Source organism: Geminocystis sp., assembly GCF_041753295.1.
GTDB lineage: Bacteria > Cyanobacteriota > Cyanobacteriia > Cyanobacteriales > Cyanobacteriaceae > Geminocystis.
This window is the reverse complement of record NZ_JBGSUU010000066.1, coordinates 60,556-72,804: the sequence shown is the minus strand read 5'-3', so window position 1 is coordinate 72,804 and position 12,249 is coordinate 60,556. Positions and strand designations below refer to the sequence as shown.

11 protein-coding genes and 2 pseudogenes are annotated in these 12,249 nt (G+C 32.1%); 6 read left to right on the top strand and 7 right to left on the bottom strand.

The window, feature by feature from the left end:
• Nucleotides 1-124 precede the first annotated feature (124 nt).
• A pseudogene (locus ACEW8E_RS07295) lies at nt 125-1,372 on the top strand (cytochrome ubiquinol oxidase subunit I); the annotation flags it as partial.
• 157 nt (nt 1,373-1,529) lie between these two features.
• A complete protein-coding gene (gene cydB / locus ACEW8E_RS07290) occupies nt 1,530-2,531 on the top strand; it encodes a cytochrome d ubiquinol oxidase subunit II (RefSeq protein ID WP_373479677.1) in 1,002 nt (333 codons plus the stop codon).
• Nucleotides 2,532-2,633: 102 nt separating this feature from the next.
• Here the strand turns inward: cydB and ACEW8E_RS07285 are convergent, their stop codons facing one another.
• The 3 genes from ACEW8E_RS07285 to ACEW8E_RS07275 form a co-directional block, all read right to left on the bottom strand.
• Nucleotides 2,634-4,019: an aldehyde dehydrogenase gene (locus ACEW8E_RS07285; RefSeq protein ID WP_373479676.1), complete on the bottom strand. Its 1,386-nt coding sequence runs from the start codon at nt 4,017-4,019 to the stop codon at nt 2,634-2,636.
• A 100-nt stretch (nt 4,020-4,119) separates the two neighbouring features.
• Nucleotides 4,120-4,575 carry a pentapeptide repeat-containing protein gene (locus tag ACEW8E_RS07280; protein WP_373479675.1) on the bottom strand — a complete coding sequence of 152 codons (456 nt, stop codon included), beginning with the start codon at nt 4,573-4,575 and terminating at the stop codon, nt 4,120-4,122.
• A 113-nt stretch (nt 4,576-4,688) separates the two neighbouring features.
• Entirely contained in the window at nt 4,689-5,858 is a 1,170-nt protein-coding gene (locus tag ACEW8E_RS07275; RefSeq protein WP_373479674.1) for a histidine kinase, read from the bottom strand.
• A gap of 314 nt (nt 5,859-6,172) precedes the next feature.
• On the opposite strand from ACEW8E_RS07275, the gene ACEW8E_RS07270 reads away from it, so the two are divergent.
• Together ACEW8E_RS07270 and ACEW8E_RS07265 are read left to right on the top strand one after the other, a co-directional pair.
• A complete protein-coding gene (locus tag ACEW8E_RS07270; RefSeq protein WP_373479673.1) occupies nt 6,173-6,475 on the top strand; it encodes a KGK domain-containing protein in 303 nt (100 codons plus the stop codon).
• Nucleotides 6,476-6,500: 25 nt separating this feature from the next.
• A pseudogene (locus tag ACEW8E_RS07265) lies at nt 6,501-6,744 on the top strand (HNH endonuclease).
• Nucleotides 6,745-6,813: 69 nt separating this feature from the next.
• On the opposite strand, the gene ACEW8E_RS07260 reads toward ACEW8E_RS07265, so the two are convergent.
• On the bottom strand, nt 6,814-7,644 hold the full coding sequence (locus ACEW8E_RS07260) for an inositol monophosphatase family protein (RefSeq protein WP_373479672.1): 831 nt from the start codon (nt 7,642-7,644) through the stop codon (nt 6,814-6,816).
• A gap of 317 nt (nt 7,645-7,961) precedes the next feature.
• Here ACEW8E_RS07260 and ACEW8E_RS07255 point away from each other — a divergent pair, with 317 nt between their 5' ends.
• On the top strand, nt 7,962-8,300 hold the full coding sequence (locus tag ACEW8E_RS07255; protein WP_373479671.1) for an RlpA-like double-psi beta-barrel domain-containing protein: 339 nt from the start codon (nt 7,962-7,964) through the stop codon (nt 8,298-8,300).
• 15 nt (nt 8,301-8,315) lie between these two features.
• Here the strand turns inward: ACEW8E_RS07255 and ACEW8E_RS07250 are convergent, their stop codons facing one another.
• Both ACEW8E_RS07250 and ACEW8E_RS07245 read right to left on the bottom strand, forming a co-directional pair.
• Nucleotides 8,316-8,807, bottom strand: a complete 492-nt coding sequence (locus ACEW8E_RS07250) for a C-type lectin domain-containing protein (protein WP_373479670.1) — start codon at nt 8,805-8,807, stop codon at nt 8,316-8,318.
• Nucleotides 8,808-8,843: 36 nt separating this feature from the next.
• Entirely contained in the window at nt 8,844-9,716 is an 873-nt protein-coding gene (locus ACEW8E_RS07245; protein ID WP_373479669.1) for a 6-pyruvoyl tetrahydropterin synthase family protein, read from the bottom strand.
• 164 nt (nt 9,717-9,880) lie between these two features.
• Here ACEW8E_RS07245 and ACEW8E_RS07240 point away from each other — a divergent pair, with 164 nt between their 5' ends.
• Complete coding sequence (locus ACEW8E_RS07240) at nt 9,881-10,381, top strand: hypothetical protein (RefSeq protein WP_373479668.1); 501 nt, start codon at nt 9,881-9,883, stop codon at nt 10,379-10,381.
• Nucleotides 10,382-10,613: 232 nt separating this feature from the next.
• Here ACEW8E_RS07240 and ACEW8E_RS07235 read toward each other — a convergent pair whose 3' ends face one another.
• Entirely contained in the window at nt 10,614-11,744 is a 1,131-nt protein-coding gene (locus tag ACEW8E_RS07235; protein WP_373479667.1) for a glycosyltransferase family 4 protein, read from the bottom strand.
• Nucleotides 11,745-12,249: the final 505 nt, after the last annotated feature.

Below are 12,249 nucleotides of genomic sequence, written 5' to 3'. Positions count from 1 at the left end.
TGGATCTATTTTTTGACACCAGCGATTAAAACATGGTGGCATTGATGAAGATGTTGTTTCTTTCATTTTGACCTAAAAACGTTATAATACAAAAATTATAACCTAATTTCTTTTATCGTTTTGTTTAAGTACCGTTAATTTCGGTATCGGTGTAGCGTCAGGATCTCCAATGGCGTTTCAATTCGGCACAAATTGGGCACCTTTTTCTGAATCCGTAGGGGATTTTTTCGGAAGTATCCTCGGTTTTGAAGCAACCATGGCATTTATGCTAGAAGCTGGATTTTTAGGTATTATGTTATTTGGTTGGGGAAGAGTACCTCCTGTAATTCACTATATAGCAACGATTTTAGTGGCAGTAGGTGCAAATCTTTCTACTTTCTGGATTCTCATTGCTAATTCTTGGATGCAAACCCCCGCAGGAGGGGAATTTGTTGAAGGTAAATTCGTCGTTAGTAATTATTTTGCAGCTATGGGAAATCCTTTTATGATTAAGAGTGTTTCTCATATGTTTTTAGCAACTCTCGAAACTTCTTTATTCGTTATCGGTGGTATTAGTGCATGGTATCTCATTAATAAACGTAATCCTGAATTTTTCTCAAAATCCTTGAAAATTGTCTTAATTTTAGCCATCGCCATTACTCCTTTACAAATATTTGTAGGGCATTTAAGTGCTGAACAAGTGTATCACTATCAACCGACAAAATTAGCGGCAATGGAAGCGCAATGGGAAACCATACCAGCAGGAGAAACAGGAGATTGGAGTTTACTCGCCTCCCCTAACGAAAAAGGAGAAACTAATAATTGGGAAATCAAAATTCCTAATGCTTTAGGTTACATTTTAGAATTTAAACCTCGTTTAAGTGCCCCAGTTTTAGGCTTAAAAGAATTTGCCCCTAGCGATCGCCCTAAAATGGTAGGTTTGATCTACTATGCTTTTCGTTTAATGAGTGGTATTGCTTTCGTCTTAGTTGGTGTGGTGATGGTGACAGTGATTCAATGGTTAAGAGGTAAATTGTCTCCCGAAAATATTAGTCAACAAAAACTACTTCTTTTATCATGGATTTGGAGTGCGCCATTAGGTTATTTAGCCGTAGAATCTGGTTGGATAGTGCGGTGTGTCGGGCGACAACCTTGGACTGTTTACGGACAAATTCGCACAGCAGACGCTGTTTCTAACCTTCCTGCTAGTAATGTTTTAACATCCCTGTCAATTTTTCTGTCTATCTATACTTTACTCTTTTTTTCTGCCTTATTCTTCGGCAGTCGTATCATCAGAAAAGGGCCAAATTTTGACTTACCTATCTCTGGAGAAGAAACAGAAGTGATTTTAAATCCTTCTCAACACATCCCTGATAGTCGCCCCGTTAATTAATTTCAGTAAGGAGTAAGGAGTAAGGAGTAATGAGGAATGAGGAATAATCTAGGGGTTAAATATATTAAACCTACCTCCACCAAAAAATATCATTATTTCTTCCCTCTCCTCCGTTTTTTCCCCTCTCAAGCAACTACTCAATTATTTACTATTGATTATGGAATCACTAAATTCTTTTTTACCTTTGATTTGGTTTGGCATTTTAGCCTTATTTCTGTTTATGTATGTCATGTTAGATGGCTTTGATTTAGGGGTGGGAATCCTCTCTTTAACTTCCTCCTCTGAAGAAAGACGGGGTATCTTAATGACAAGTTTAAGTAACGTTTGGGATGCTAATGCTACATGGTTAATTTTAATGGGCGGTAGCTTATTTGGTGCTTTTCCTTTAGCTTATGCTACCATTTTGAGCTCTCTTTATATCCCCATTATGGTTATGGTTATTGGCTTAGTTTTTCGCACGGTATCCTTTGAATTTAGGGAAAATTCTAAGAATAAGGTATTTTGGAATTATGCTTTCGGTATCGGTAGTTTTGTCGCAACTTTAGGGCAAGGTTTTGCTTTAGCAGGAGTAATTGAAGGTATCAAAGTCGATTTTAATGGACATTTTATCGGCACTACATGGGATTGGTTAAATTGGCGCAGTGTGGTTATTGCGTTAACTTTAATTCAAGGTTATGTTTTAATTGGCTCTTGTTATTTAATCATGAAAACCTCTGGAAAGTTGCAGGAAACTCACTTTAAAACCGCTAAACTTGCGGCTATTACAACCCTTTTAGGGGCGATCGCCATTACTACTGTTGTGCCTATTTTCTCCCAATTTGCTAGAGAACGTTTGTTTCAAGCACCATTTATTTATGTATTTAGTATCATCCCAATTTTAGGAGTAATTTTAGTAACACTACTACTAATTAGTCTAAATAAAAAACAGGAAAAAGCCCCATTTATTTTAACCATTTTAATTTTCTTGTTGACATTTTTAGGATTAGCTTTAGTGGTTTTTCCGTATATTATTCCTCCTAGTATTACCATTTATCAAGCAGCAGCTTCTCCAAGTTCATTAGTTTTTATGTTAGTATTTGTAGGGTTTTTAATTCCTATAATGTTGTTTTATAACATCTATAACTATTTCGTTTTTAGAGGAAAAATTACTGCTAATTAATAACTAATAATTAAAAATTAACAATTAACAATCCTCCTATGTTTCAACAATTATGAATTAATTACTCATTACTCATTACTCATTACTCATTACTCATTACTCCTAACTCTTAGCAAACATTTGTTTAAAAAGTTTAACAGTATTTTCGGTATAAGGTGCATAACGCCAGTTTAAATCTCCCCAAAATGGGCGAGATAAAACACTTTTAGAATGAGTAAAAACATCAAAACTAGCCTTGCCATGATATGCACCAATACCACTATCACCAACACCGCCAAAAGGTAATTCTGTTACGCCAACGTGCATAATTGTCTCATTAAAAGATAATCCTCCTGATGAAGTTTCTTTTAAAATCTGTTGTTGTTTTTCCTTGTTATGGGAAAAGAAATATAACGCCAAAGGTTTGGGTTTACTATTAACAAAAGTGATGGCTTCATCTAAACTTTGGTATTCTAGTATAGGCAAAATAGGTCCAAAAATTTCTTCTGCCATGACAGGAGAATCCAGACTAACATTATCTAACATCGTGGGTGCAATATATTTCGTATCAGGGTTAGAATCACCACCAATAATAACATCACCACTGGTTAATAAACCTCGTAAACGCTCAAATTGCCTAATATTGATTATACGAGCAAAATCTTTACTTTCTACTGGATTTTCTCCAAAAAAGTCTCGAATACACTGTTTTAGGGCTAAAATTAAATCTTGTTTGATAATGTTATCTACTAAAATATAATCAGGTGCGATGCAAGTTTGCCCTGCATTAATAAACTTCCCCCAAGTAATGCGTTTTGCCGTTTCCTTCAAATTTGTCTCTTTATCAACAATACAAGGACTTTTACCCCCTAATTCGAGGGTTACAGGGGTTAAATTTTGAGCCGCCGCAACCATGACAATTTTACCAATTTGAGTACCTCCTGTAAAGAAAATATGATCAAATTTTAAAGACAATAATTTTTGTGAAATTTCTACTCCCCCTTCTTGAATTGATATATATTCAGGGGAAAAAGTATCTTCAATTAATTCTCTCAAGAGTTGGGAAGTATGAGGCGCTAATTCTGATGGTTTCACCATAGCACAATTTCCTGATGCGATCGCACCAATTAAGGGAGAAATCATCAAAGAAAAGGGATAATTCCAAGGAGCAACAATTAACACTACTCCTAGTGGTTCAGGATATATACAAGCATTACTAGGAAAAGTTTCGATACCAGTTTTCACTTTACGAGGTTTCATCCATTGAGGAAGATTTTTGATGGCATGACTAATGTCTTGTAAAACTGCCAACTCAAAACACCCCTCTAATTCAGGTTTTCCTAAGTCTTCTTTTAATGCTTTTAATATTTTATCTTGCCTACTAACGATGGCTAATTTTAATTTTTGTAACTGTTGGCGACGAAAATCCAGAGGCTTAGTTAACCCACTACTAAAATATTGACGTTGTCGAGCTAATATATCTTCAATAGAATAATTAGTAGTAACCATAATAAATAGAGTATCAAATTAATTGTCAAAAACAACTCTATTCTATAATAAGAAACTTAAGTTTAAGGTAACGACTTTATGGTAAAGTTTTTTAACAGTTTTATTCATCATTATTCATATCAGGATATTCTCCACCAACAGCAATACCAGACTCAAAAATCATGGCATTTTCGATATTAAGATTATTCATGGAAGCGCCAAAAACTTGAGCATCATAAACTACAGCATAGCTCAGATTAACACCGTTAAGGTTACTATTATTCATAGTCGCATTAGTCAAAAAAGCACCCGTTAAATCTGCACCTTGCAAATTTGCACCGTCTAAATCTGCACCTTCAAGGTTAACATTTTTCAAGTCTGCATTTCTCAAGTCTGCGTTTCTCAAGTCTGCACCGATAAGATGTAATCCTTGTAAATCTGCACCTTTGAGATCGCATTTCATACATACATTTGTATCTATTAATTGTTGTCGATGAGCAGGATTTTCGGCGTTTGCGTATTCTGCTATGAGAAAAGTACTGATAATGGCGACAGTTGTAGCTAATAATTTATACATAAACATTTTCCTCTTACGCTCTACTTTTTAGTATAGTCTATTTATTAACTTATTTGTTCTTTTAGTTAAGAATTATTTACATGATATTTTCAAACTTAAAATAGGCAAAAAAATTAGTTATAAACAGGTAAAGTAAAACGAAAACAACTGCCTTGATTGCCATTATCATCCACCCAAATTTGTCCGTAATGAGCATTTATTACTTGACGACAAAGAGTTAAACCAATACCATAACCATCTTCTTGTTGATCTCTTTTTAAGCGAAAATGTCCATCAAAAATACGTTCTTTTTTACTATCAGGAATACCAGATCCAACATCAATAATACTAACTTGTATTTTTTGAGTTGTTTTATGAATAATTGATAAGATAATAGGGGAGGAAGAAGGGCTATATTTTATCGCATTTTCTAGGAGATTAATAATAACTTGACTAATTAATTTTTCATCAGCGTAAACAGAGGGTAAATCTTGAGGAATTTCTTTAATAATATATTGATTTTTTTCTGCTAATTTAGTATTCAAGTTTAGAATAATCTCCTCTGAAATTGTCAATAAATTAACTTTACTAGGAATAATATTTAATTGACTATTAATATTTTTTGATGCTTGAAGTAAATCACTAATCATTTTACTCATAATCAAGAATTGTCTTTTTGCTTGAGAGAATAACTTATTATATAATGATTCATTATTGAGAAGATCAGGTTTATTTTTGACTAATTCGATAGTTTCAACGGCAATAGAAGCAGCCGTTAAAGGACTTCTTAAATCATGGGCTAACATTGCCAACATTTGATCTTTAAATTGTATTTGTTGTTTTAATTTTTCTACCTCCTGTTTTAGCTGAAAAATCTCATCTCTTAAGTGTATTAATTCTGAAGAAGGTAAGCAAGTTTGTAACCAAGAATTTTCCTCAGAATATTCCTTAAAAACGCTATAATTTTCTTGTACAGAGTTTTGCCATTTATCCCAACATTTTTGTAATTGTGCTGTTAAATTACTTCCAGCTAATGTTTGTTGAGGAAGAGGATTTACTTTCACTAAAGCTGGAGTTGCTACTAATTTAAAATATTCAACTAAATAAGGATATTTACTAATCTGTAATACTTCTAATTGAAAATCATAATTTTTCATTAAACTATTAAGATAATTTTTTATTTCTAAAATATTTTTTTGTGTACTATAACGATGATCAACAAAAAGTAATAACTGAAGAGTATTACTACTATTGACATTACAAATATTAGTTAAAAATTCTGATTCATTTTCGATAGGAAACATAATCAACCCCTCACAGTCAGACAATAACTGTCTTTGAGTTAAGTAAATATACAGTGTTTAATCAAATATTAATAAAAGATTAAGTTTCTGTATATATTATCTTACATCAGTTGTTGACAGAATCAATGATTGATTAAGTAACTTTATGAAAAATGCTAAAATTTATTTTTTGAGTGTATTAAATAATTATTTTGAGGTTTTATACTTCTATTGTCATGGGCGTTATTTATCATTTTTTTTTTAAATTACCTCTGTTTTATGTTAACTTGAGCAAGTATAATAATTTTATAATTAAAGTAACAAATCAATTTTAGATGACAGATAACTACAAACCTTTAGAAAATGAAGATCATGCTATTAATATTATTGATAATGATGTCCATAGATTTTATGTTGACCAATCTATGTTTAAATTAAGTTATTTAATAGAAGGAATTAAGTGTAAATTAATAGATACTTCTCGCAGTGATTTACATGATGAAAAAAAGAATTTAAGTAGGAAAAAATGGCTTAATGATGGTGTAGAAGTCGAAGTTTTAAAAGTTGGTGCATTAGGGTGGCAAAAAGGCAAATTAAAGTTAAAAGTTATGGTGGAATTTTCTCCTGAAGAAGAATGAAAAGAGAGTAAATATATTAAAAATAATGAGTAAAACTCCTCGTATTCCTATTCCTTTAGAAGTTAGAAAATATGTTTATAACCGAGATAAATATCAATGTCAAAGTTGTGGACACAAATTGAATGAAACAACCTTGAGTATTGAATCATATTATACCCTTAGCAAAGGGCGGAAGTAATGATATTAGTAACTTACAAACTCTTTGTCTTAAATGTAACCAAGAAAAAAAAGCTAAGATAGATAATCGTTTTCGCCGTAAATTTAGTTAAACAAACAATGAAAATAACGATATTTTTTTCTCTTGACAATAAAGTAATAGTGACAAAGATTAAAACCTATTAATTATGAGTAATTAATTCTTTTTTATTAATAAATTCAGTAAAGGGTTGAAAAATAGGAATCAAATTGTCTCTTGCCACCGCTAAACAAGGGAAACTGACTTCACCATAATCTAATCCTTTGGTTAAGGGAAAACTGACTTTTTGTTCAAGGTGAACTAAATTTCCTCCTGCTGCCCTTAAAATCGGATAAGCTCCAGCAATATCCCAAATTTTTGGACTTGCTTCGATGACTCCTAATGTAGCGCCACAAGCCACTGAAATTATATCATAGCTGGTTACTCCAGTAATCCTAATTTTACAGGGAAGATTATGTTGCAAGATGTCTAAACTTCGATTGCATAACATAAAAACATGATTAAAACTAGGTTGATCATGACTGGTATAAATCCGAGTATTATTAAGATAAGCACCTTTGGGGCTACTTAAATGTGTATTTTCACAAAAATAACCGTGATAGGTTTGCTGAATTTGGGGAAAATGGACAAATCCAAATACTGGTATTCCTTGATAAAGTAAGCCAATAGAAATACCCCAAATGGGAATTCCTCTAGTAAAATTAGTTGTACCGTCAATGGGATCAATCACCCAACACCAATCTGTATAAGGTAAAATATGCTCGGTTTCCTCTGTTAAAATGCCGTGAGTGGGAAAACATTGCCTAATGGCTTTTCTAAATTCAGAATCTGCCCATTTATCTGCTTCGGTAACTAGACTACCATCACTTTTACGAGTTGCCTCTAGTTTGGCAAAATCTTCTAATAACTTTTCTCCGATACGGTGGGTTATTTGCCGACAAAAATTATATACTTCCTGCCAAAAATAAATCATTTTTTCCCCTATGTGGTTACATTTACCCTTGAATGATACATAATCGAGCAACAAAAAAAATCTTTACTTATCTACTAAAAATTTATCTTGTCAAGGTATAGCCGAAAACGAGTTGATGGAGATATTTTGAAAGCTGAAAAAGTTATTATCCTATATATTTTTTCTTTGTCTTTTGTACTATCTTCTCCTGTTTTGCTATATTCAAAACTTTAACTCAAATATAGACAAAAAATAGATAATTTTCACTGATTATATTGATAAGTTGATAGTTTATTTTTTTTACGCTAGACTTAGTGAGTACTTTTACTTATTTAACTATGAATTTAAAAAATACACTAATTACTAAACTTTTAATTGTTTCTAGCTTTATCTTGTCACCTGCTCACGCTATAGCTGGAACTACGGCTACTTATTATTCTGATTCTTATCAAGGAAAAAAAATGGCTAATGGGCAAAGATTTAATCAAAATTCTAACACAGTGGCTAGTAACCGATTTAAAATTGGTACTAATTTGCGTATTTGTCATCAAAATCGCTGCGTTACGGGTGTAGTTAGGGATAAATGCCGTTGCTCCCTCGATTTATCTAAAGGGCTTTTCCGTCAATTAAGTAGCCTAAAAAAAGGCAGTATTTCCGTTCAAGTTTCCAAGATTTAACACTAACAAGATATGTTAATTCGACAAGGGAATTTCGACAATTCCTCGGAGTTTTGCCTTCTCTGGCGCGTCACTCCAACTGCCGATTAAACGATTAAAAGGATTATTAAAACCGTTTAAAACGGCAAAATCTTCTCCTCCTTGAAGTGGGTTATTATTGGGCTCACCTTCTGACCAGTTTATATATGTAACTTCTTGACCATTGCTCCAAATAAAATGCCCTTCTTCTTGAAAATCAGTCAAACCAATCCATAAAAAATCGGTATCTTGTTTTATAAATGTTTTAACTAACCATTCATTCTCTTGAGAATCATTAATAGTGACTAAATACCCACCTAATTTTTCGGCTAAAATTTTTGCCTCTTGCCAAGACATAATGTCTGTGAGAAAGTATTGATGGCCATTATCAGGATTGATAATTTTCGATTCTTGACTACTAACAACCTTTGGTAATAAACCGATAGTAGTAGTAAGTAAAGCCATGAGATAAAAATAATTAGGTTTCATAATAGCTTTACAAAAAAAATGCTAATATTTGTCAATTTATACTAAAACGGGTTGTATTTTAGATATATTCTTAGATGGATTATTTAAAGAAGATTGACGACAGAAAATTTCACAAGAATTATTAGGACTTTCAATTAATTTCACTTTATCAAGTTCTGCACCTAGTTTAGTGATAGGTTCTTGTAATAATTGAGCAATATAAACAGCGATATTTTCGGCAGTCGGCACTACCGTTGCAAAGTAAGGAATATCTTTATTGAGAAATGTATGATCAAACGGTTCGACTACATAATCATCAATAACTTTTTGCAAGGCAACTAAATCAATAATCATACCAGTACGAGAATCCATTTCACCCGTTACTGATACTTCTAAATGATAGTTGTGTCCGTGACCATTCGGACGAGCACATTTACCATAAATTTCGCTATTTTCTTCAAAACTTAATTCAGGTAAAGCAAGACGATGAGCGGCGCTAAAATGAGTTTGAACAGTTAAAGTTGCTTCCATATTTTTTCCTTGATAATTAACCCAAAGGCTTGAGTGTTCGTATAATTGTATATCTACTAATGGTAAATGAGGTGACAAACGTTCCCATATTACTTTAGCGATGTTTTCGGTGGTAGGGAGTGTTACCTGAAATTCTGCCCATGTATCATTAAGATAACTATAGTCTAACTGGCTAGTAACTTCTTGTTTAATAACTTTCTTGACGTTAGAAAGATTTTGTACCATGCCATATTTATCTAATTCACCCATAATAGATACATATAACACATAGTTATGACCGTGACCCGGAAAACGACTATTCGCACCAAATTTATTTTGATTTTCCGTTTCTGATAACTCTGGCAACCAGTAACGATGACTCGCACTAAATTTCGCCCGACGATTGACGATACATTCCATATTTTAGTTGATAGGTAAGAGTTATTTTAAGATTTCTATACCAATTTACCATTTTTTGCTTTACTTTTTTGTTACTTATTCTTCTCAATGTTATAAAAAAGGAAGTAGCTAATAAATGATAGTTTAATTTAAGATAAAAATAGATAGTTTAGGGAAAAATAATTATGACTAATTCTGAAGAAAATTCATCACAAGATATTGATTTACAAACAGATATTATTGAGCATCGAAAATTCTCTTTAGCAGAATTAATTGGTAGAGAAGGAGGTAACTTTTTAAAAGGGGAATCTCCAGTGCCAAAAATTGTACAATTAAAAACAGAGATAATTTTTTTTATTAATAATAATTTACAGGATTTATCAGGGGCTTTACAAGCCGTTTTACAAGATTATGTGAATAATGAAGATGATAAAATTAGTCGTTATCAAGACAATCCTTTAAAGGCTTTATCTTTAATGATTGAAGAGATTATAAATAATGATAATTTCTTTTATGAATTCGTGAAAGAAGTTGACTTGAAATCAGGACAGATGACAGGAGATCGCCCTTATTTTCAGAAACCCGGACAACCTCCTCACCCTAATGATGAATATAGTCATAAATCGGTAAAAATTCAGCTTATTAATCTTTTAAAAATTATCAATAAAAATGATGACAAAATATAAATTTTTTATAAAATATTGATGCCGTTAAGTTAAAGCAAAAAATAACATATAAGTTTTAATTAATGGTTAAATAAAGGAGAAATTTTTAATTTTAAATGATAAATATTTTTGCAACTATTTAAGTAGTCTAATAGAGTAATGTTTTTACTACTTTTATTCAAAAACTCCTTTAAAAAAATAAAAAAAATTAGTTGTAACTAGAAAAATGAAATTTATTAACAACTTTATAAATTTATAAATACTTTTTTCTACAAGGCAATTGATTATATAATTCTTCCAATTTTGTGAGATTATCACTTAAAGTATATTTTTCTAAAACTCGATTTCTCGCTTTTTTGCCCAATAAATTCGACATTTCGGGATGATGAGCAAATAAAGGTAAAATAGTTTTTAATTGAGTAGTAACTTCTTGAGTACTTAAAACTACTCCTGCATTAATTAACACTTCACCATCAGCACCAGCATCAGTAGCAATACAAGCCAAGCCACAAGCCATTGCTTCTAATAAAGATAAAGATAATCCCTCTACTAAAGAAGGTAAAACAAAAACATCAGCACTTCTTAAAATATCAATGCGTTTTTCATCATCGACTATAGCACCTAACCAGATTACACCATCTTCTTCGTGATATAAAGATTTTAAGGTGGGAGTTAAATGCCCATCACCGATAATTAAGAGTTTTGCATTTTGTTTCATGTTAGCTTGTTTCCAAGCCTTTAACAAAGACTCAACATTTTTCTCCACCGCTATGCGCCCTTGATAAACGTATAGTTGATGATGGGGATATTTTTCCTTAAAAAAAGACTTGCCTGATGTATATTTTTCTGTATCGACACCATTAGGAATAATGACTAATTTTTCCGCAGGTACGCCTAATTTTATCAGTAAATCTCGTTGCAAATCTGAAAACACTATAGTTTGATCATATTTTGCCAAAAAAGGTGCATAAAGTTGATAAGTCAAATATTGAGTGCTAGATTTGATATTACGCCAATGACTATCAAAAGGCGGATGAAAAGTTGCCACTAAGGGAATTTTTAACTTTTGACAAATTTCTGGTAACGCAAAGTCTAAGGGTGATAAGGTTAAGGAAGCATGAACTAAATCTGGTTGTAACTCTTTTAGCGATCGCAATAATATTTTAGTAGATTTAGGGCTATGAATAGTATAAATTTGAGACTTGTAGAGAAAAGGAAGATTAACTTCCGCAACATAGTTTTCGGGGCTAGATTCGTTACTTTCTTCGCTAAAATGAAGAAAACTAACTTTATAACCTCTATCTAATAAAGCGTTGGTGATTTCTCTGCTGTAAGTTACGTTACCGCAAAAAGGGGTTTTTTTTCCAAGCCAAGCGATGTGCATTCAATTCCGTTTTAACTAAAATATTAACTTAAACTAAATTTTATGTAAGTTTGTTAACAATTATCTACCTTCTTGGTCAATTTAAGTAAATTTCTTGCACAAAGAATTATGAATTAGGAGATAGGAATTAGGAGTTAGGAGTTGGGAGTTAGGAGTTAGGAGTTGGGAGTTAGGAGTTAGGAGATAGGAGATAGGAGATAGGAGTTAGGAGTTAGGAGTTAGGAGTTAGGAGTTAGGAGTTAGGAGTTAGGAGATAGGAGATAGGAGATAGGAGATAGGAGTTAGGAGATAGGAGATAGGAGTTAGGAGATAGGAGTTAGGAGATAGGAGTTAGGAGTTAGGAGTTAGGAGTTAGGAGATAGGAGTTAGGAGATAGGAGTTAGGAGATAGGAGTTAGGAGTTAGGAGATAGGAGTAATTTCTAATTTCTAATTCTTCAAATACGTCTTATTACAAAAACAGTAGTATATAGTTTGTAAATAAAAATTCTTAAAATTGTACATTTT

Coding starts and splice junctions, on each gene's coding strand:
- cydB (WP_373479677.1), top strand. CDS start 1,530: ATGGAATCACTAAATTCTTTTTTACCTTTGATTTGGTTTGGCATTTTA.
- ACEW8E_RS07285 (WP_373479676.1), bottom strand. CDS start 4,019: ATGGTTACTACTAATTATTCTATTGAAGATATATTAGCTCGACAACGT.
- ACEW8E_RS07280 (WP_373479675.1), bottom strand. CDS start 4,575: ATGTATAAATTATTAGCTACAACTGTCGCCATTATCAGTACTTTTCTC.
- ACEW8E_RS07275 (WP_373479674.1), bottom strand. CDS start 5,858: ATGTTTCCTATCGAAAATGAATCAGAATTTTTAACTAATATTTGTAAT.
- ACEW8E_RS07270 (WP_373479673.1), top strand. CDS start 6,173: ATGACAGATAACTACAAACCTTTAGAAAATGAAGATCATGCTATTAAT.
- ACEW8E_RS07260 (WP_373479672.1), bottom strand. CDS start 7,644: ATGATTTATTTTTGGCAGGAAGTATATAATTTTTGTCGGCAAATAACC.
- ACEW8E_RS07255 (WP_373479671.1), top strand. CDS start 7,962: ATGAATTTAAAAAATACACTAATTACTAAACTTTTAATTGTTTCTAGC.
- ACEW8E_RS07250 (WP_373479670.1), bottom strand. CDS start 8,807: ATGAAACCTAATTATTTTTATCTCATGGCTTTACTTACTACTACTATC.
- ACEW8E_RS07245 (WP_373479669.1), bottom strand. CDS start 9,716: ATGGAATGTATCGTCAATCGTCGGGCGAAATTTAGTGCGAGTCATCGT.
- ACEW8E_RS07240 (WP_373479668.1), top strand. CDS start 9,881: ATGACTAATTCTGAAGAAAATTCATCACAAGATATTGATTTACAAACA.
- ACEW8E_RS07235 (WP_373479667.1), bottom strand. CDS start 11,744: ATGCACATCGCTTGGCTTGGAAAAAAAACCCCTTTTTGCGGTAACGTA.